General features: G+C 65.0%; 21 protein-coding genes. 6 read left to right on the forward strand and 15 right to left on the reverse strand.

Annotation, left to right across the window (positions count from 1 at the left end; all coding sequences use genetic code 11):
• Nucleotides 1–69: 69 nt before the first annotated feature.
• The 8 genes from M5D76_RS08780 to uvrB all read right to left on the reverse strand — a co-directional run bounded on the left by M5D76_RS08780 (nt 70) and on the right by uvrB (nt 9724).
• Nucleotides 70–687 carry a recombinase family protein gene (locus M5D76_RS08780; protein ID WP_248923005.1) on the reverse strand — a complete coding sequence of 206 codons (618 nt, stop codon included), beginning with the start codon at nt 685–687 and terminating at the stop codon, nt 70–72.
• Between the two features lie 202 nt (nt 688–889).
• Nucleotides 890–1753, reverse strand: a complete 864-nt coding sequence (locus M5D76_RS08785) for a PfkB family carbohydrate kinase (protein WP_248923006.1) — start codon at nt 1751–1753, stop codon at nt 890–892.
• Between the two features lie 52 nt (nt 1754–1805).
• Nucleotides 1806–2774 carry an SIS domain-containing protein gene (locus M5D76_RS08790; RefSeq protein WP_248923007.1) on the reverse strand — a complete coding sequence of 323 codons (969 nt, stop codon included), beginning with the start codon at nt 2772–2774 and terminating at the stop codon, nt 1806–1808.
• 60 nt (nt 2775–2834) lie between these two features.
• On the reverse strand, nt 2835–4415 hold the full coding sequence (locus tag M5D76_RS08795) for an amidohydrolase (protein WP_248923008.1): 1581 nt from the start codon (nt 4413–4415) through the stop codon (nt 2835–2837).
• Nucleotides 4416–4440: 25 nt separating this feature from the next.
• Complete coding sequence (locus M5D76_RS08800) at nt 4441–5895, reverse strand: YfcC family protein (RefSeq protein ID WP_248923009.1); 1455 nt, start codon at nt 5893–5895, stop codon at nt 4441–4443.
• Nucleotides 5896–6226: 331 nt separating this feature from the next.
• A complete protein-coding gene (locus M5D76_RS08805) occupies nt 6227–6946 on the reverse strand; it encodes a GntR family transcriptional regulator (protein WP_248923010.1) in 720 nt (239 codons plus the stop codon).
• 177 nt (nt 6947–7123) lie between these two features.
• Nucleotides 7124–7402 (reverse strand): PTS sugar transporter subunit IIB, encoded by a 279-nt coding sequence (locus tag M5D76_RS08810; protein ID WP_248923011.1) that lies wholly within the window; start codon nt 7400–7402, stop codon nt 7124–7126.
• A gap of 75 nt (nt 7403–7477) precedes the next feature.
• The gene (uvrB, locus tag M5D76_RS08815) at nt 7478–9724 is read right to left on the reverse strand and encodes an excinuclease ABC subunit UvrB (RefSeq protein ID WP_346348414.1); all 2247 of its coding nucleotides are present in this window, start codon (nt 9722–9724) and stop codon (nt 7478–7480) included.
• A 159-nt stretch (nt 9725–9883) separates the two neighbouring features.
• On the opposite strand from uvrB, the gene M5D76_RS08820 reads away from it, so the two are divergent.
• From M5D76_RS08820 to M5D76_RS08845, 6 genes are all read left to right on the forward strand, one after another.
• Complete coding sequence (locus M5D76_RS08820; RefSeq protein ID WP_248923012.1) at nt 9884–10321, forward strand: tyrosine-type recombinase/integrase; 438 nt, start codon at nt 9884–9886, stop codon at nt 10319–10321.
• A gap of 34 nt (nt 10322–10355) precedes the next feature.
• Nucleotides 10356–10730: a helix-turn-helix domain-containing protein gene (locus M5D76_RS08825; protein WP_248923013.1), complete on the forward strand. Its 375-nt coding sequence runs from the start codon at nt 10356–10358 to the stop codon at nt 10728–10730.
• Complete coding sequence (locus M5D76_RS08830) at nt 10730–11242, forward strand: ImmA/IrrE family metallo-endopeptidase (protein WP_248923014.1); 513 nt, start codon at nt 10730–10732, stop codon at nt 11240–11242. Before M5D76_RS08825 ends, M5D76_RS08830 begins: the two co-directional genes overlap by 1 nt.
• A gap of 212 nt (nt 11243–11454) precedes the next feature.
• Nucleotides 11455–12174 (forward strand): DUF4417 domain-containing protein, encoded by a 720-nt coding sequence (locus M5D76_RS08835; protein WP_248923015.1) that lies wholly within the window; start codon nt 11455–11457, stop codon nt 12172–12174.
• Nucleotides 12174–12587 (forward strand): hypothetical protein, encoded by a 414-nt coding sequence (locus tag M5D76_RS08840; protein WP_248923016.1) that lies wholly within the window; start codon nt 12174–12176, stop codon nt 12585–12587. Before M5D76_RS08835 ends, M5D76_RS08840 begins: the two co-directional genes overlap by 1 nt.
• Nucleotide 12588: 1 nt before the next feature.
• The gene (locus M5D76_RS08845) at nt 12589–12936 is read left to right on the forward strand and encodes a DUF7674 family protein (protein ID WP_248923017.1); all 348 of its coding nucleotides are present in this window, start codon (nt 12589–12591) and stop codon (nt 12934–12936) included.
• 196 nt (nt 12937–13132) lie between these two features.
• Here M5D76_RS08845 and M5D76_RS08850 read toward each other — a convergent pair whose 3' ends face one another.
• The 7 genes from M5D76_RS08850 to M5D76_RS08880 form a co-directional block, all read right to left on the reverse strand.
• Nucleotides 13133–13735, reverse strand: coding sequence for a lytic transglycosylase domain-containing protein (locus M5D76_RS08850; protein WP_248923018.1), 603 nt, complete (start codon nt 13733–13735; stop codon nt 13133–13135).
• Nucleotides 13722–14354, reverse strand: coding sequence for a dephospho-CoA kinase (gene coaE / locus M5D76_RS08855; RefSeq protein WP_248923019.1), 633 nt, complete (start codon nt 14352–14354; stop codon nt 13722–13724). The genes M5D76_RS08850 and coaE overlap by 14 nt, the downstream gene beginning before the upstream one ends.
• A gap of 95 nt (nt 14355–14449) precedes the next feature.
• On the reverse strand, nt 14450–14854 hold the full coding sequence (locus M5D76_RS08860; RefSeq protein WP_248923020.1) for a zinc ribbon domain-containing protein: 405 nt from the start codon (nt 14852–14854) through the stop codon (nt 14450–14452).
• 545 nt (nt 14855–15399) lie between these two features.
• A complete protein-coding gene (locus tag M5D76_RS08865; protein WP_248923021.1) occupies nt 15400–16455 on the reverse strand; it encodes a M20/M25/M40 family metallo-hydrolase in 1056 nt (351 codons plus the stop codon).
• Nucleotides 16456–16491: 36 nt separating this feature from the next.
• On the reverse strand, nt 16492–17751 hold the full coding sequence (pepT, locus tag M5D76_RS08870) for a peptidase T (protein ID WP_248923022.1): 1260 nt from the start codon (nt 17749–17751) through the stop codon (nt 16492–16494).
• A gap of 4 nt (nt 17752–17755) precedes the next feature.
• On the reverse strand, nt 17756–18793 hold the full coding sequence (locus tag M5D76_RS08875) for an ABC transporter ATP-binding protein (RefSeq protein WP_248923023.1): 1038 nt from the start codon (nt 18791–18793) through the stop codon (nt 17756–17758).
• Between the two features lie 3 nt (nt 18794–18796).
• Entirely contained in the window at nt 18797–19900 is a 1104-nt protein-coding gene (locus M5D76_RS08880) for an ABC transporter ATP-binding protein (protein ID WP_248923024.1), read from the reverse strand.
• Nucleotides 19901–19907: the final 7 nt, after the last annotated feature.

Genomic DNA, 19907 nt, shown 5'->3' on the forward strand with positions numbered 1-19907 from the left:
TGCGTCGCCATATTGTGTAGGTTTTGACCTGCCGGCTTTAATCTGACCTCCACCCTCACCTCGCGGGGCTCACTCAATGACGCCCTCCCCAAGCCTGTCGGCCCTAATCCAACGTCCGAACGTGCTCTCAGAGACCTCGAGGAGGGCCGCTGCGTCGCGCTTTGTCAGTCGACCCGCAAGATAGTCTTGCCTCGTAGCCTCGTAGCTGCCGGGGCGACTCAGTCTCGGTCTTCCAAAGCGCACACCGCGAGCTCGCGCCGCGGCAATTCCCTCTGCCTGGCGCTGCCTGATGTTCTCTCGCTCCACCTGTGCGACATACGACAACAACTGAAGAACGAGGTCGGCTAGGAAGACGCTCGTTATGCCCTCGCGATTGTTCCTCGTATCAAGAAGCGGCATGTCGAGCACCACGATTGCGACTCCCCTGCACTTCGTGAGCAAGCGCCACTGCTCCAGAATCTCGTCGTAGTTCCTCCCAAGCCTATCGATGCTTTTAATTACAACCACGTCACCCTCTCGAAGCCGTGCAATGAGCCGCCGATACTCCGGCCTATCGAAGTCCTTTCCGCTCGCCTGATCAGAGAACACGCGCCCCGGTTTGACGCCGAACTCTCCTAGCGCATCAAGTTGCCTGTCTAGATTCTGTTCTCTTGTGGAAACGCGCGCATAGCCGTAGGTCTTCCCCATAGACAACCCCTTCCCTTTGATTCTCGTCTGAAAATCGACGTCAGGCCTCGTATCCCAGCGAGCATACGAAGTGTCAATAGAGCAGATATCCATACAGATCGCTACCTCACAACGCGTCAGGAAAGCAAAGGGGGCGGACCCAAACGGGCCGCCCCCTCGTCGAATCTCAATTGCGCGCAAGGCGCGCGCCGTCAAGCAGCCCCTAGTACTTCTTTCCGTGCCCCCAGCTGCCGTCCTGGGCGCAGCACACGTCGGACGCAAACTCGGCCGCATACGCCAGCCCGGCCCTGTACGCCTCCTCCTGCGAGGCGCCATGTTTGCGCTCGTCGATGCTCTTCACCAGGAAGCTCGTGAGGAACGAGTCGCCCGCGCCCATCGCGTCGCGCATGTGCTCGACGGGCTTGGACTCCTGCCTGTACATCCGCTCGCCGTCGAAGGCGTAGCACCCGTCCACGCCGCGCGTCGCGCTGACCCACTTGGGGCCGAGCTCGTGCACCTTGCGCAGGCGCTCCTCCATCTCCTCCATCGAGAGGTCCGACGCCGAGAAGAACGCATAGGTCACGCTCGGGGCGACCTCCTGGTAGTACTCCCACGTGGAGTCGTCGGAGAAGTCGAACGACAGCTCGATGCCCGCCGCGGCGATCTTGGGCAGCTGCCGCTCGGTGTAGCAGTAGTTGCCCGAGTGCACGACGTCGAACTGGCGCAGGTACTCAATGTCGAAGCGGTCCAGCACGTAGCGCGACTCGCCACGCACGCCGCCCTGGTTGTAGTCGCCCCAGATGCGGTCGCCGTCCTCGGCGATCGACACGCAGCTGTAGCCGTTCTCGCCCATGAGCTGCTTGCACTTGACCAGCTCGATGCCCTCGTCGTAGAGGCTCGAGATCACGTGCTCGGCGCGGTCGTCCGTGCCGAAGTAGCCCATGTACGCGGCGCGGCGCACGCCGGCCTTCTTCGCGTACACAGCAAAGTTGACGGCGTTTCCGCCGGGGTACATCGTGCGCACGTGCTCGTAGACGTCGACGACGTTGTCGCCAAAGCCGCACACGCTGACGTCGAGGTTTCCCATGTCACATCCCTTCGGGTCCATTGTCCTTGCCCTTCGTCCGGCCGCCGGCGGCCTAGTACTTCTCGATGCCCATGTAGCGGCGGACGTCGGGGTCGTGGTCGAACGCGCGCCCGCGCACGCCGCGCAGCGCCACGTTCATCTCGTAGAAGAAGATCGGGTCGAGGTAGCTGCGCACCGACTCGTCGATCTCGTCCATGCCGTAGGCGGCCGAGTCGAGCACCATGTACGTGTCGGTGTGCCCCTCCAGGAACCGCTCGGCGCGCTCGTCCATCGCGCGGTTCGCGCCGGCGCCCTTCTGCAGGAAGTAGAACACGCCGTCCTCGGTGCACTCGAACGGCCCGTGGAAGTACTCCGCCGAGCTCACGTACGAGCAGTGCTGCCACTGCATCTCCATCAGCGAGCAGATCGCGAACCCGTAGGTCTGGCAGAAGGTCGGGCCCGAGCCCAGCACGTAGAAGAAGTCGTGCTTGCGGCACGTCTCCACGAAGCGCGGCCCCAGGTCGCGCTCCACGCGCGGGATCGCCTCGCGGATGATGGCGTCCAACTTCTCGACCTCCGCCGAGAGGAGCGCGCCCCCTTCGTAGCCGTCCTGTGCGGACATCAGCTCCGCCGCGACCGCGAGCGAGAAGGCCGCCGGGCGCTCGGCCTGGGGCGTGTCGTCCTCCCACTCGTAGACCCAGCAGGGCCAGCTACCAGAGTCGATCGCCGTGCCGGCCCTGTTGGTCATGCCAATCACGTAGGCGCCGCGCTCCTTCGCGAGCTCGCAGGCCGCAAGCGTCTCGGGAGTGCCGCCGGAGTGGCTGCAGGTCACGACCAGCGAGCCCTCCCCCAGTTTCGCGGGCGGAAACGTGTTGAACTCCGCCGCCGTGAAGATGCCGCTCTCGATCGAGGTGCTCGTGGCGCCCAGCAGGCAGTGCGCGGGGTACAGGTCGATCACCGAGCCGCCGCATGCGACCCAGTACACCTGCCTCACCTGGCCCCTCTCGGCCAGCACCTGCTTGACGTAGTCGGTTGCGTTCATGTCTTACTCCTTACTGTACGAACAGTTTGAAACGTCTCTCTTGTCGGGGCAACGCCCTGCCTATCCCAGCTCGTCGAACACCACGCGCCCGTCGCTCACCGTGAGCGCCGCGTTCACGTCGCGAACGTCGGCGGGGTCGGCGGCGAGCACGTCGCGCTGAAGCACCACGATGTCAGCCAGCTTGCCGGCCTCGAGGGTGCCCAGCCTCTCCTCGTCCAGGCAGTCGTAGGCGCCGTTGGCGGTCCAGGCCAGTAGCATCTCCGGCACGGTCAGCATGTTCTCCTCGCGGGCACGGCCGCCGTCGTCGAAGTAGCCGCCGCAACCGCAGTAGATGGCCTCGCCGATCGAGGGCAGCATGAGCGGCAGGTCCGTGTCGCCCACGACCACGCAGCCCGCGTCCCACATCTGCCTGCGCTGCCAGTAGCGCCCGAAGCGCTCGGGCCCGATCTTCTCGGCGACCATCCGGCGAAGGTCGGCCTCGGCGTCGAGCGACTGGATCTGTGGGTAGACCTCGCAGATGCCACCCAACGCGCCCAGGCGGCGCACGTCATCAGCGTCGGACAGCTCGAGGTCCGTGATCGCATGGCGCTCGAGCATGCGCCCGTCGGCGCCGCGCCGGCAGCGCTCGAGGAGGTTGACCACGTGCGCGACCGCGGCGTCGCCCTGGCAGTGCAGCGAGAAGCGGAAGCCCGCCTCGTCGGCAGCCATGAGCTCACGCTCGATCAGGTCCCACTCCACCGGCTCGCCGCAGCGGACGCCGGACGCGTCCAGGTAAGGCTCCTTCAGCTCGGCCAGGCCCGACCCGATCGAGCGGTCGGTCATGCGGTTGAACCCGCCAAAGCGCACAAACGACCCCGTGAGCAGCTCGCGCATGCGACGTCCGTGCGCAAGGTCCATGCCGCGGCCCACGGGCTGGCTCATCAGGCACACGCGCACGGTCAGCTCGCCGTCGCGCTCCATCGCGCGCATCACGTCGACGAACCCGAAGTAGTCGTCGAAGCTCATCTCCTTCACCTGCGTGATGCCGCGCGCGTTGAGCATGCGCATGTACGCGCCGTACAGCCCACGCATCTCGGGACGCCGCAGGTAGTCGGCCATCATGCGCCAGATCTTCTCGGCGTAGCACGCCTCGGGAGAGAAGCCGTACGCCTCGCGCGCCGCCCGGTTCATCCAGCACGTCTCGCGCCCCGCCGTGAACGCGACCACGGGCCTCTCCGGGAACGCCTCGTCAAGCGCGGCCTCCCACGCCTCCCTCTCCTCAGCCGAGAGGAGCGTGCCCTCCCAGCCGTGGCCGAAGGCGGGCTCCGCGTCTCCCCTGCCCCGGGCGTCCTCGGCCAGGGCCGCGAGCGCCTCGTCGACGCTCGTGATGCCCGCGAGGTCCGCGCCAAGCGACTCGAGCGCCCAGCCGGTAAAGAACGTGTGGTTGTCACAGAGGCCAGGCAGCACGGTGCGGTCGCCGGCATTGATCACGCGCGTTGCGCGCTCCACATAGGGCGCGGCCTCCTCGCGCGGACCCACCGCGACGATGGCGTTGCCCTCGGTCGCGACGAAGCCGTCGAACGACTCGGTGCCCGTCGCGGGGAAGACGCACGTCGAGAGGATCACGAGCCGTTCCGTGGTAGCGGTTGACTGGGTGGTCATCTTCTCACCTCGCATGTCGCGCGCACTAGGCCGGGAGCATGCCGGAGACGGCCGTCACGGCGATGCCGAGGGCGGCGATCAGCAGCATGAACTTCCAGCAGGTCTTCCACCACTGGCCGAAGCTGATCTTGCAGACGGCCAGGCCCGCGACGGTCATGCCGGCGGTGGGGCTGATGGTGTTGATGGTCTGGTTGGCCATCGCGAGCGCGGTGACCGCGGCCTCGGGGTTGACGCCGATGAGCTGCGTGAGGGGCCCGAGGATCGGCATCGTGAGGGCGGCGAGTCCCGATGAGCTGGGCACGAGGAACGAGAGCAGCCCGAGCACGAGGTAGAGCAGGGTCGTGTAGATGGGCGCGGGCACGCCGGCGAGGCCACCGGCCATGGCGTTGAGGATCGTGTCGATGATCATGGAGTCCTCGGCGATGACGAGGATCGAGCGGGCCAGGCCGATGATGATGGCCGCGTAGGCGAAGTCGGCGATGCCGTGGACGAACTCGTCGGCCATCTCGCGCTCGCCCATTCCGGCGACGATGCCGGAGAGCACGCCCATGCCGAAGAAGACGGCGGAGATCTCGTCCATGTACCAGTGCTGGGTGACAAGGCCCCACACGATGATGCCCATGCCGATGGCGAACACGGCGAGCACGCCCTTCTGGCGGCCGGTGAAGGGCTGCTCGATGGCGTCGTCGGAGACGGAGAACTCGAGGCGCTTGGCCTTGTCGTCCTCAAAGGTGATCGAGCTCTCGGGGTTGCGCTTGACCTTGGCGGCGTAGCGCACAGTCCAGACGATGGCCAGGATCGTGAAGACGACCCACACGATGGCGCGCAGCCACAGCTGCGGGTTGCCCTCGATGCCGGTGATGCCCTGCGCGATGAGCACGTTGAAGGGGTTCACGGTCGAGGCGATGTAGCCGATGTTGGGACCCATGAAGCAGATAAGGAAGGCGGTCATGGAGTCGTAGCCGAGCGCCATGACGATCGGGATGAAGATCGCGTAGAACGGCAGCGCCTCCTCGGACATGCCGAAGGTCGTGCCGCAGATGGAGAGCAGCACCATGACGATCGGGATGATGAGGATGTCGCGGTGGCGGAACCTGCCGATGACGTGGCTGAGGCCCGCGTTGATGGCGTTGGTCTTGGTGATGATGGCAAAGGAGCCGCCGATGAGAAGGACGAACGCCACGACGTCGGCGGCGCCCTGGATGCCGCGGGTCGGCGCCTGCAGCAGCTGCATGACGTTGCAGCGGAGGTCGACGACCTCGCCGGTCTCGGGGTCGGTCGACACCTTGTCCTGCGGCGCGTAGGTGCCCGCGACCGCGACCTCCTTCTCGCCCGCGGCGGTCTCGATGACCTGACGCTCGTAGGAGCCGGACGGGATGATCCACGTGAGGACGGCGAACACGACCATCAGCAGAAAGACGATGGTGTACACGTGCGGCAGGCGAAACGAGCGCTTGCGCTGCGTGTTCTCTTCGGACATGCAGGTACCTCCTAGCGTTGTTGGCTGACGTGCGAACGTGCCACATCATACGTTGTGGTATGACGGCGTATGATGTTTTACGGCAGGAGGATACATCGTGTTCACACGGAGGAGAAATCAGCCGCGAACGGTAGAAAAATCCGGCCAGGCGGTACCTGACCGGATTATCTGACGCGATTGGGGCCATGGATGGCCAACGGGAGGGGCATGCCTTTCGGGGCGCGAGGGTGTGGCGCCGGGCGAGTTCGCGCCGCGGCGCGCCTGCAGAGCCCGGCGCCACGCCCTCGCGCCGGAATACAAGCTCTTCTCGGCGGCGTATGGGGTGAGGAAGCTAGATGTTGAAGATGTAGAGGCTGCCCACGATGTACTGGCGACCGATCATGAGTGGCTTGCCGTCCTGGTCGAGGAAGTGGATCGTCTCGAGGAAGAGGGGCTCGCCGACCGAGACCTTGAGGTCCTCGGCGGCCTTGGAGCTCGCGTGGGCGATCTCGAGGGTGCACTTGACGTCCGAGGTGGGACGCCGGCCGGTCTCGCGCTCGACCGCCTCGAAGATCGAGGTGTCCTCGAGGTCAGTGTAGAGCAGGAAGGCGAAGTCGCGCACGGGGAAGAAGTTGTTCTCGAGCATGATGGGGACGCCGTCGGCCGTGCGCACGCGCTTGACGTGCACGAGCTTGGAGCCCTGCTCGACGCCGAGGAACTCCGCCTCGCTCGCGTGGGCCTCGACGACCTCGACACCGAGCACGGTGGCGCCTGCGACGCGGCCGGCCTCGGCACAGGTCTCCGTGAAGCTCTGGATCTCGCTCGTCTGGCAGATCTTGCGCGCGAGCTTGGGACGGTTGACGAAGGTGCCCTTGCCGCGGACCTTGGTGAGGTAGCCGCGGTCGACGAGCTCGGACACGGCGCGACGGACGGTGATGCGGCTGACTGAGAACATCTCGGAAAGCTCGTCCTCCGAGGGGATGCGGTCACCCGTCTGGTACTTGCCGCTGTCGACGTCGTCCTTAATGGAGTCCATCACCTGCTGGAAGAGCGGGGTAAGCGATGCGTCCACGTGCCTCAGTCCAATCTGCGCTCGCGTCGTGGTGGCACGCGGCACGACGTGTGGCCGCGGGCCTGGCCCGACCCATCCGGGCCCATGACGGTATCAGACATTGTAGGACATCACGCCCGCCGTGCGACGACGGGTCGCAGGGCGGGCGTGGAGACGGGCTGGTAGTGTGGCTCGGCGCTAGGACAGGGTCGCGACGAGACGGTCGAGCTCCTCTTCCTGGTTGATGCCCGTGAGGAATGCGACGCCGCTGAAGGTGGGCGTGTCGTAGGTCTCCTCGGTGTTGACGACCGGCACGAAGGCCGCCGCGTCGGCGAGCGCGTCGTCGACGGCGGACATCTCGACGGCGCGGACGTCGGCATCGACGCCGCGGGCGTCAAGAAGCTTCTGGATCTTCTTGGCGACCATGTGCGAGGTGGCGATGCCCGACCCACACGCGACGATGACCTTCTTCTGCATGGTGCTCTCCTCTCGACGGGGACGATATGCGAGGGCCGCACGAGGCGGCAGGGGTTGTACGGACGGGGCGGGGCGCTAGTGCTTTCGCTTGTAGTGACGGCGGGTGGCGTGCGCGCTGCCCTTGCGGGCACCCGCCTTGAGGCGGTCGATGACGTCCGAGGCCGAGGTGCCCTCGAGGTGGCTGCGCAGCTCGACGACCTGGTCGCGGATGTGCGCGGCGCGCTCGAAGTCCATGTCGGCCGAGGCCTGGATCATCTCGTCCTCGAGGGCGCCGAGGATGCGGGCGACCTCGGCGGGCGGGAGCGCGGAGAGCTCGGCCGCGACCGACTCGATCGTGCGCTCATGGTCGCGCTCGTCGGCCGAGGGGGCACGCTCCTCTCCCCCGGCGTCGGTGAAGAACTCGCCGTCGACGCGGGACTTGGTGGAGAGGGTGTCGTCGGCCTCGGCGATGAAGCTCGAGACGTCGGTGATGGACTTGGCGATGGTCTTGGGCGTGATGTGGTGCTCGGCGTTGAAGGCCTCCTGGATCGAGCGGCGGCGCGCCGTCTCGTCGATGGCCTCGCGCATGGAGTCGGTGATCGTGTCGGCGTACATGATGACCTGGCCCTGGGCGTTGCGCGCGGCGCGGCCCATGGTCTGGATGAGCGAGCGGCGGTTGCGCAGGAACCCCTCCTTGTCGGCGTCGAGGATCGCGACGAGGGAGACCTCGGGGATGTCGAGGCCCTCGCGCAGGAGGTTGATGCCGACGAGGACGTCGATCTTGCCGAGGCGCAGCTCGCGGATGATGTCGATGCGGTCGAGGGTCGCGGTGTCGGAGTGCATGTAGTTGACGCGGACGCCCTCGTCGAGCAGGTGGTCGGTGAGGTCCTCGGCCATGCGCTTGGTGAGGGTGGTCACGAGCACGCGCTCGCCCTTGGCCGTGCGGGCCTTGATCTCCTCGATGAGGTCGTCGATCTGGCCGCGGACCGGGCGGACGTCGACCTTGGGGTCGAGCAGTCCCGTGGGACGGATGACCTGCTCGACCTGCTGCTGGCTGACGGACTCCTCGTAGTCGCCGGGCGTCGCCGAGACGTAGATGAACTGCGGGATGCGCTGCTCGAACTCGTCGAAGCGCAGCGGGCGGTTGTCGAGGGCCGAGGGCAGGCGGAAGCCGTGGTCGACGAGGGTGACCTTGCGCGAGCGGTCGCCCTCGTACATGCCGCGGATCTGCGGGACCGTGACGTGGGACTCGTCGATGATGCAGAGCATGTCGCTCGGGAAGTAGTCGATCAGCGTGTAGGGCGGCTCGCCGGGCTTGCGGCCGTCCATGTGGCGCGAGTAGTTCTCGATGCCCGAGCAGTAGCCCATGGTCTCGAGCATCTCGATGTCGTAGCCCGTGCGCTGGGAGAGGCGCTGGGCCTCGAGGATGCGGTCGGCGTCCTTCAGCTCCTTCACGCGGCCCTCGAGCTCCTCCTCGATCGTCTTGATGGCGTGCGTGACCTTGGGGCGCTCGGTGACGTAGTGCGACGCCGGCCAGATGGGGATCGCGTCGAACTCGCGCACGACCTCGCCGGTGACGGAGTCGATCTCGGCGATGAGCTCGATCTCGTCGCCGAAGAAGCTGATGCGCAGGGGGTTCTCGGCGTAGGGCGGGAAGACGTCGACGGTGTCGCCGCGAACGCGGAACATGCCGCGCTGCAGGTCGTAGTCGTTGCGGTCGTACTGGATGTCGATGAGCTCGCGCACGAGGTCGTCGCGCTCCATGGGGACGGCCTTGTCGACGTTGGGCGCGAGCCCTGCGTAGTCCTGCGGCGAGCCGATGCCGTAGATGCACGAGACGGACGCGACCACGATGACGTCGCGGCGCGAGAGCAGGCTCGAGGTGGCCTGGTGGCGGAGCTTCTCGACCTCCTCGTTGATGGAGGCGTCCTTCTCGATGTAGGTGTCGGTCTGCGGGACGTAGGCCTCGGGCTGGTAGTAGTCGTAGTAGGAGACGAAGTAGACGACCGCGTTGTTGGGGAACATCTCGCGCATCTCGCTCGCAACCTGCGCGGCGAGGGTCTTGTTGGGCTCCATGATGAGGGTGGGGCGCTGCACGGCCTCGATGGTCTTGGCCATCGAGAAGGTCTTGCCCGAGCCGGTGACGCCGAGCAGGGTCTGGTAGCGCAGGCCGTCCTCCACGCCCTTGGAGAGTTTGGCGATCGCGTTGGGCTGGTCGCCCGCGGGCTCGAAGGAGGACACGACCTCGAGGCGCTCGTCGCCGTGCTCGAGGCCGAAGCGCTTGAGCTCCGCGCCGTAGCGCTCCTTGGCCTCCGGCGTGCCTGCAAGCGGCTCGTAGGCGATCCTCTCGCCGTCTTCGCTCAGAAACGTACGCACCTCGGCGGCGTCCACTCTGCCTCCCTCGTCGCGGCCATCAACGTCCAGTGTACCCACATTGGCACAAGAAAGAGACTAAGCCGTGGAATCCGCAGGACGCCCGCTAAATGAGCCTAAATGAGCTAAATGAGGCGCCGTTACGGTTTCTTCGGCTTAGCGTTTGTCCTGAAGAAAGCCGGCGACGCGGCGAGGGCAACCTGCCCGGGCATGCCGAGATCGCACTGCCACCTGATCCGCAAGACGCGCACGATGGGCCTCTCCCAGGCAGGCGTGCCGTTGCCGCTGGTGGCGCAGCTCCTCGGCCATGAGAGCGTTTCTACCACGTCGGGGTTTTACGCGCTCGCAACCGACGGCATAATGGCCGAGGCCGTTCGCGCCGCAGCGCCGATATCCCTGTCGTCACGCCAGCAGACACTTGCCCGACCAGAGCTCCAGACCCTCTACTGGCTAGACATAAAGCGGATGGCAAGCGGTCAAACGGGCCTCAGTCCCTGGGGTTTGCACTTGTATAAACATGTTGCGAGCGAGAAATCAACTTCTATTGTTGATTCCTCGCACAAATGATGTTATCATCCGCTGAGAGGAGGAGGAGGAGCCGATGAACTCGACGACGACAGAACTGGGAAAAATGCTGAGAAAACTTCGAATAGACCGCGAGGAGACGCTTGGCGACATGGCCGAACGCCTTGGCTTCACGTCGTCGTACCTGTCCGCAATCGAGAAGGGCAAGCGGCCCGCTCCGGCGGGGTTCGCGGGCAAGTTGGCAAAGCTTTACTCGCTGTCCCCAGACGACGAAAGGGATCTAGCCGCGGCGGCGGACAAGACCGTGAGGAACGTCAAGGTCGACCTCGGAGCCACCAGCGACGTAAAGCGCGAGGCGGCCCTCGTGTTCGCCAGGTCATTCGACGAGCTCGACGATGATACTTCGAGGCGGATTCTCAAACTGCTCCAGGCAAAGCGACGTGATGGCTAATGGAAATCGCCGTCGAGCCAAAATCCAGGGAAGACCTCAGGCGACTCGCATTCTCAATTAGAAAGGTGCTGGGTCTTGAGGACGAGCTTTACTTCCCGATCGTAGAGCTGCTCGACGTGCTCGAGGAGACGCTGCCCGGATTCTCCTACGAGATCATCGGCGACGGGGAGCTTCCACCTAAGAAGCACGCCGAGACCGACGTTGAAACCGGCGTGGTGCGCATCAAGCAGAGCGTGTACGACGGCGCCCGCCAGGGCAACGGTAGGGACCGCATGACGATCGCGCACGAGTTCGCCCACTTCATGACCTTGTGCTTTGTTGGCTTCAAGCTCTACCGCTCCTTCGACGACAGGCCTGTGGAAGCGTACCGCGATCCGGAATGGCAGGCCAAGTGCCTCGCAGGAGAGCTGCTGGTGCCCCACCACCTCGTAGGCAGCATGACCGCATGGGATGTCGCCGAGAAATGCGGCGTATCGGAACCTGCGGCGCGGTACCAGCTGAAGAAGAGGTAGGCCATGGTCGCAATCCAAGAACACATTCGTTTGAATAGGAGGTCCAATCCGGACACCTACCCCTAAAATGCCGCGCGCGCGATCAGCTGTTGGTAGCAGCGATTCGCGCGCACTGGCTGGACTGGCATATGCCAATCCCTGACAAAGAACATTATGCCATCTCCAGCCTAACGATAGACACATCAGATTCTATTTTTAGATTGGAGGGCATAATGATGCCTTCTATGAAAACGCTCGCCCCCGAGCCGGGCGAGAATCCCGATTGTCGCAAGAAACCGGCGCACCACGCTCGCGACGTGTTCCACTCCTGGATGCTGAAGGGGGCGGAATACGAGAAGCCCCTGGGCATGCCCAAACTCGCACCCGCCTACGCAGACCCCGACCGAATCATCGCGTTCTCGGACGCGATGAGCCCCAAATGGCACGACTTCGACTGCTTCGTTCATTTCTTCGAGGATGATTGCAGGATCGAGCGTTTCTGGAACAACCCGAAAGCCTACATCGGCAAACTGGGCAAATTCCAAGGGGTAATCGGGCTCGACTATAGCGTGTGCTGGGACTTCCCAGCGGCGCTGAAGGACTACAACCATTGGCGAAACTCGGTCTGCACCTACTGGCTGCAGCAACACCTTCCTTGTGCTGTGCCCCAGGCGCGTTGCGAGGACGGGGACTACGAATCGGTGCTGGCGGGCTTCCCGAAGAACTCGACCATCGCCATCGGCGCGCGCTCCATGGTCCGCGACCTCGCCGACCGCGCAGTGCTGGTGAAATCGGTCGAGAACATTGTCGACTTCCTCGAGCCGAAAAACCTGCTCTGGTACGGCAGCGACCAGTATGGGGTCGCTGACTACCCGCGCTCCAAAGGGATTCCGGTGCACATGTACCCGGCGAAAGGGCGTGGCAACCTCGACCACCACGGCGGTGAGCTCTGATGGGCGGACACAGCAGCGGCGGGCTGTTCCCAGGGGCGTCGGGACCTGTCGACAACAGCCTGGATTCGGGCTTGGGAGGCGGTACAATACCCGAAGCAGAAACTAGAGCTTCATCGCCGGAAGTCGGGAGTGCACGCGAACGTCTGCTGGACGAAGCCACCACTGACGAGGCGCGCAGGATAGTCAAAGAACTCTACAGGCCGAATGCCGAAACCGGCGACGGCGGAACGGCTGATGCGATTCGCGAACAGCTGCGTACCGGCGAGATGGTCGGAGGAAAAGACCATATCCGGAAGGGGCGCGAGCGTCTTCGCCAGATAGAGAAGATTCTCACCAGTAATCCCGACCATCCCGATAGAGCATTGCTGGAGAGACTGAGAGACGATCTTGAAGACGCACTTGGGGGTGCCTAAGATGAACGAAAGGCAAATGAACGAGTCACTGCTGGCTGCATTCCCCGAGCTTAAAAACGAGTTCGAAAAGTATGTGTCGTGGCAGGACGGCATGGATACTGGAGCTTTTCTAACTTATGAGGACGTCTTTCGTCCGCATATAGAGCGAGCAATCGAGAACGGAGACGCGGACTTCCTCGACAGAGCGGGCGCCTTTATAGAGGATCTTTACCTCACCGAAGAGGAGTACGCGGTTAACGTCGTCTACGTCGGGATCCTTGAGGGGCTGAAAGCGAACTGCGACAACGAGGCGGTTCGATCGTTCCTGAAGCCCATAACCCAGAGGGAGTTCGACGAGCTCAAATACTAGCTTTATTGGGCATGTGCTAAGCCGAGGAAAACGCATCGACGCCTTATCTAGCAGGCGCTCTGCGGATTCCTCGGCTTAGTCTCTTTCTCGGGTTAATGCAGGCTATGCCGATATCGACATAGTATCCATTGGCACGGGCGCACCCGCGAGACGGCGCGGGGCGCGGGCATGCTCTTCTCGGCGGCGCGGGGCGCACCTAGCCGAAGATGGACTTGGTGTCCTCGATGCCCGTGGGATAGAGCTGCTGGTAGCGCGTGTAGGCGTCGTTCACGCGGACGAGGTAGGCGGCCGTCTCGGCGTACTGGATCTGCTTGGAGACGTCGGCGCCGTTCTGGAGCCACGAGGAGACCGAGCCGAGGCCGGCGTTGTAGGCGGCGATGACCTCGTCCTGCGTGTTGAGGTTCTTCTGCAGGTAGCTGAGGTAGGCCGTGCCGAACTCGATGTTGGTCTCGGCGTTGGTGAGGTTGTTTGGGTCGTAGGCGTCGCCGTCGACGAGTCCGAGGCGCACGAGCTCGCTGGAGGTCGTGGGCATGAGCTGCATGAGGCCGACCGCGCCGGCGCCCGACACGGCCTTGTCGTCCCAGTTGGACTCGCACTTGATGACGGCGCAGATGAGGTGCTCGTCGACGCCGTAGCGCTGCGAGGCGCTCTTGATGATGCTCGCGTGGTGCACCGGGAAGAGCAGGCCGCGCACGAGGCCGGTGGGCGCGAAGCTGATGCCCGCGGACACGAGGCAGAACACGAGCATGATGGCGATGGGCACCGTGCGGTACCACCTGAAGAATCTATCGCTGCCCATGCGGGTCCCCCTTGATCAGTTGCTTTGCGGTTCGGTCGGCCCACCAGGCGCGGACCTGGTCGAGCAGGTGCGCGAGGTCGCCGTCGTTTGCGATCTCCGCGTCGGCGTGCGCGCGGAGGTAGTCGTCGGATGGCTGGTGCTCGAGGCGTTGGTCGAAATCTGCGGGCGCCATGCCGCGGTCGCGGGCGCGCTCGCGGCGGGCGTCGGTCGGACAGGTCACGACGAGGACCTCGTCGGCGAGCGCGTGCGCGTCGCCCAGGCGGTCGAGCAGCGGCACCTCGACGAGGGCACAGGCGACGTCGTCGGCCTCGGCCGCGGCGAGGCGGCGCTCGAGCTCGCGCGTGATGTGCGGCAGCTCGATGGCCTCGAGACGCGCCGTGGCCTCTGCCGAGGCGAACGCGCGGCTGGCAAGAAGGGCACGGTCGAGGCGGCCGCTCTTCTCGTCCAGAAGGTCGGCGCCGAACGCCGCCGCGACCTCGGCCGTGCAGGCGGTTCCGGGCGCCAGGACGTCGCGCGAGACCTGGTCGAGGTCGATGCGGCGGGCGCCGAGGCGCTCGAGCTCGGCGGCGGCGGTGGACTTCCCGGAGGCGATGCCCCCGGCGAGGATAACCTTGTACACGGGCACCCCCCTCGGGTCGCGCGCGGTGGCTGGCGGGATAGCACAGACCGGCCAGCCCTGGGGCCAGCCGGTCGGAAGGTCGTCGAGCGGTGTGGCTACGAGCGGAAGTCGAACTTCTGCTTGCAGCGCGGGCACGTGACGCTGATGTGGCCCTTGCCACGCGGGACGCGGAGGCGCTGGTGGCAGTTGGGGCAGGTCACGTGGCGATAGACGCGCGCGTCCTTGAACGCCGCGACGGGGTTTGAGACCCAGGGGCGCACGGGGCCGAGCTTCTCGGCGAAGGCCATGCTCTCCTTGCGGCGGGCGTTGACGTTGGGCGAGACGATGCGGAAGATGGCGTACGCCACGAGGGCGAGCGCGATCAGGCTGATGATGCCGTTGTTGGCGAAGAAGTTGATGATGACGAGGATGACGGCGAGCTCGATCGACGCGAGGGCCAGCTCGTCGGAGCCGTTGCGACCGCGCATGAACTCTTGGACCTTGGACATGAAGTCGTTCATTGGTGTTGCCTCTCAAGCCACGTAGTGGGTCATGTAGTCAAAACTCAGCTTTTCCATTATGCCAGTTTTCTATGCGTCGCCCGCAAAGCACCATACAGATTGCGCCGTTGCGGACGAGCGTGCCTGCAGGCGAGACGTTTGCTGAGATTACGGAATCGACGCAGACGATTACTCAGATTTCAGAATCGACGCAGAAAATTACTGAGATTACGGAAAGGACGCATTTTATTACTCAGATTTCAGATTTGACACGCCGAATTACTGAGATTTCAGAATGGACGCACGCCAGCGCGGCGCCGAAGGAGCTGACAAGTCGTCTACCTCGTCATTCCTTAGGAGTGCAGATTCGGAGGCGGTGTCAAATCTGTAATCTCAGTAATTTGAGGTGACTTTTCCGTAATTCGAGTAATCGGGCGTGACAAATCCGTTATTCGAGTAATTATCTGCGTCGATTCCGTTATTTGGGTAATCCACGGCAGCCCTCACGGAAGCGGGACGACGCGCCACCGCACGCCGCCCCGCACTAACTCCCTATCAGGCAGGCCCTACGCCCTGCCCTCCCCCATCACATACGCGCGGGCGAGCTTCTCGGTCTCGACGATCGCGTCGACGTGGCAGCGCTCGCGGCCGTGAGAGTTCAAACACGCCATGCCGAACGCCCCGTGGCGCAGGTCGTGGTCGAGGTGCGACGCGGCGTTCGCGTCGGTCGAGTAGTGGAAGCACACCTGCGTGTCCCACTTGTCGGCGTCGCAGTGCTCCTTGGCGCAGCGGATGAGCTGGTTGGTGAGGTCCCAGTCGTAAGGACCCTTGGCGTCGGAGGCGATCACGCCGACGTGGTGCTCGTTGGAGTCGTAGTCGGGCCCGAGCAGCGTGATGTCGACGGCCACGTACTCGCTCACGCCCTCGGGCACGAAGGCCCCGCCGTGGCCGATCTCCTCGTACATGGGGAACGCGAACAGCGTGTCGAACGCGGGCTTCTGGCCGGTCTCCTTGAGCCACCTCAGGACGTCGAGAAGAGCTGCAACCGCGGCCTTGTCATCGATGTGCCTCGAGACGATGTAGCCGTTCTCGAAGGCCTCGAACTGCGGGTCGATCGAGATGATCGCACCCTCGGTGATGCCGAGTGCGCGGGCGTCGGCCGGGCAGGCCACGTCGGCGATCACGCTCACGCTCATCGTGTTCTCGTCGCGCTCGGCCGAGCGGCAGTCCTCGAACACGTGCACCGAGTGCTTGTTGCAGATGACCTGGCCCATGACGACCTCGCCGCCGCGACAGTGGATGCGGCAGGTCACGCCCTCGATGGCGTGGTAGTTGATGCCGCCGAGCATACGCACGCGCAGCGTGCCGTCGTCGTTGAAGCCGCGCACGATCAGGCCGATCGTGTCGAGGTGCGCGCCCACGCACACCGTCTTCGACGAGTCGGCCCCCTCGACGCGCACGTAGGCCGTCGCCTTGTTGTCGCAGAACATCTCGTAGCCCATCTTCGCGAAGGCCTCGCGCAGGTACGCGTGGATGTCAGCGTAGTAGCCCACGGGACTGTCGACCTCGACGAGCTCGTGCAGCGTGTCAATCAGGTACTTCGAATCTATCTGGTAGGACATGGCATCTCCTCGATGACGTAATCTCCCCGGGCGGGCCTACTCGGCCGCGCCCTGCGGACGCGCGTAGAGCGCGACGAGCTCCTGCAGCATATCGAGCATGGCCTCCAGCTCGGGCACCGGCACGAACTCGCGCACGCCGTGCGCGTTGTAGTAACAGGCCGACAGGTTCGCGCAGGCGAAGCCGCGGAAGCTCAGCTGCGATCCGTCGGTGCCGCCGCGCATGGGTACGCACTCCATCTCCGTTCCCACCGACGCGAACGCCTCGCGCGCGTTGTCGATCAGGTGCCGGTACTCGGGCTTGCACACCACGTCGGCCAGGTTGCGGTACTGGTCGTGGATCTCGATCGTCAGCACCTCCTGGCCATAGGTCTGGTTCACGAACTCAACGGCGCGCCTCATCGTCTCCTTGCGCGCCTCGACCTTCGCCGCGTCGTGGTCGCGGATGATGTAGTCGGCCAGGGCCTCCTCACAGTTGCCCTCAATGCGCTCGAGGTAGTAGAAGCCGTCGTAGCCCTCCGTGAACTCGGGCCGCTCCTGCGGCGGCACGAGCGCGTGGAACTTGAAGATGGCCTCGCTCGCGTTGATCATCGTCCCCTTTGCCGTGCCCGTGTGCACCGACAGCCCCTTGGCGCGCACCTTGGCCTCGGCCGCGTTGAACGTCTCGTAGCTGCACTCGCCCAAGGGGCCGCCGTCGATCGTGTAGCCAAAGCTCGCCCCGAACTCGTCGATGTCGAGAAGAGCGGCCCCGTGGCCGATCTCCTCGTCGGGAACGAAGCTCACGGCCAGCCGCGGGTGCGGAAGAGCCGGGTTCTCCTTGAGGCGCGCGAGCAGCGACACGACGAGCGCGACGCCCGCCTTGTCGTCGCCGCCCAGAAGCGATGTGCCGTCCGAGCAGACGAGGTCCCAGCCCACCATGTGCTCGAGGCACTCGTTGGTCTCGGGGCTGACGAAGACCTCCTTGCCGTCGCGGCCGACCCCTATCGTCATGCGACCGCCCTCGTAGCGCTTGAGCTGCGGGCGCACCACGTCGCCGTAGGTCTGCCACGCGGTGTCGATGTGGCAGCAGAAGCCCAGCGTCGGCAGGTCCTCGCAGCCCTCGCTCGCCGGCCAGTGGGCGATCACGTACGCGTGCTCGCTCACGCTCACGTCCTCGGCGCCCAGCTCGCGCAGGTCGTCGGCGACCATCCTCGCGATGTCGAACTGGCACACCGTGGAGGGCACGACGTCCGCGCTCAGCGGATCCGACTGCGACGCGACCGCGCAGTACCTCATGAACCGATCGACTACGTCACTCATCAGGCTATGCTTCCTTTCCGGCCACGAACTGGCGCTCGGCCTCGCTCAGGCTCTCGTCGAACAGGTGGCAGCGGCACGCGTGGCCGGGCTCCACCTCGAACTTCTCGGGAACCCGCTCGCGGCACACGGCCATGCACTTCGGGCAGCGCGTGCTGAACGCGCAGCCGCTCGGCGGGTTGGTGGGGCTGGGCACGTCGCCCTGCAGGATCCTCTTGTCCTGGATGCGCTCGTCGGCGATGCGCGGGATGACGTCCAGGAGCGCCTGCGTGTACGGGTGAAGCGGATTCGAGAAGAGCTCGTCCGCGCTCGCGAGCTCCATCGCGTGACCCAGGTACATGACCATGACCGTGTCGGCGATGTGCTTGACGACCGACAGGTCGTGGCTGATGAAGACGTAGGACAGGCCGAGCTCGTCCTGGAGGCGCTCGAGCAGGTTGATGACCTTGGCCTGAACCGAGACGTCGAGGGCGCTCACCGGCTCGTCGCAGACCACGACCTCGGGCACGAGCGCGATCGCGCGGGCGATGCCGATGCGCTGGCGCTGGCCACCCGAGAACTCGTGCGGGTAGCGGTACTTGTAGCTGAGGTCGAGGCCCACGGCCTCCATCACGCGCTCGACGCGGGCGTCGCGCTCCTCGCGCGTCTTGTAGGTGCCCGCGATGTCGATCGGCTCCGCGATGATGTCGGCCACGGTCATGCGCGGGTTGAGCGAGCTGTACGGGTCCTGGAAGATGAGCTTCATCTTCTGGCGCGCACGCGTGAGTTCGGCGCCCGAAAGTGCCGTGAGCTCCTCGCCGTCGAGGTAGACCGTGCCCGAGGTGGGCTCCGTCAGGCGCAGGACGCACTTGCCGGTCGTCGACTTGCCGCAGCCGGACTCGCCCACGATGGCGAAGGTCTCGCCGCGCCTCAGCTCGAACGACACGTCCTCGAGGGCGTGAACGTAGCTCTTGGCGCGACCGAAGACGCCCTTCTTGACGGGGTAGCGCTTGACGAGGTGCTCGACCTTGAGCACGACGTCCTTCTCGTCGATGTTCTTGCCCATGGGCTACTCACCCCATCCCTTCCGGTACTTCCAGCATGCGACCAGGTGGTTCTCGTCCCCCTCGACAGGAAGCATCTCAGGCGCCTGCTGGCGGCAGATGTCCTTGGCAAACGGGCAGCGCGGATGGAAGGGACAGCCCTTCGGCATCTCGGAGAGCATCGGCACGTTGCCCGGGATCGCGTAGAGCGTGTCCACGGCGTTGTCGATCGAGGGGATCGAGTCGATCAGCCCGCGCGAGTACGGGTGCAGCGGGTTGACGAAGAGCTCGGGCGCGAGCGTGTACTCGACCTTGTGGCCCGCGTACATGACGAGAACCCAGTCGGCCATCTCGGAGACGACGCCCATGTCATGGGTGATGAGCATCACCGCGGTGCCAAGCTCTTCTCGCATGCGGTCGATGAGCTGCAGGATCTGCGCCTGGATCGTGACGTCGAGCGCCGTGGTGGGCTCGTCGCAGATGAGCAGCTCCGGCTGGCAGGCGAGCGCCATCGCGATCATGATGCGCTGGCGCATGCCGCCCGACAGCTCGTGCGGGTAGCTCCGGAAGACCTTCTCGGGCGCGGGGATGCCCACGAGCCTGATCATCTCGAGGGCGCGCGCGTCGGCGTCGGCCTTGCTCATCTTGGGGTTGTGCACGAGGATGCCCTCACGGATCTGCTTGCCCGCGCACATGACGGGGTTGAGCGAGGTCATGGGCTCCTGGAAGATCATGCCGATCTTGCTGCCGCGGTAGGAGCGCATCTCCTCGGGCGTGAGCTTGACGAGGTCGGCGCCCGACAGCTCGATCGAGCCGTTGGTGACCTTGGCGGGCGGCGTCGGCAGAAGGCCCATGATCGACAGGGCCGTCATCGACTTGCCGCAGCCGCTCTCGCCCACGACGGCGAGCGTCTCGCCCTTGCGCATCTCGAACGACAGGCTCGTGATGGCGGGCAGCGCCCCGTCCTCGGTGAAGAGCGTCACGTTGAGGTCCCTCACGCGGAGAAGCACCTCGCGCTGCGCGTTGGTGTCGAGCCGCTCCTGCGTGAGCTCGCGCCCGCGCTCGCGATACTGGTCGGAGACGACGTCGGTGGTGGTCCGGCCGAGCCGCTCCCTCTCCTCTTCGGTCATGCTACCC

Origin of the sequence: Olsenella intestinalis (assembly GCF_023276655.1) — a bacterium.
Lineage (GTDB): Bacteria > Actinomycetota > Coriobacteriia > Coriobacteriales > Atopobiaceae > Olsenella_J > Olsenella_J intestinalis.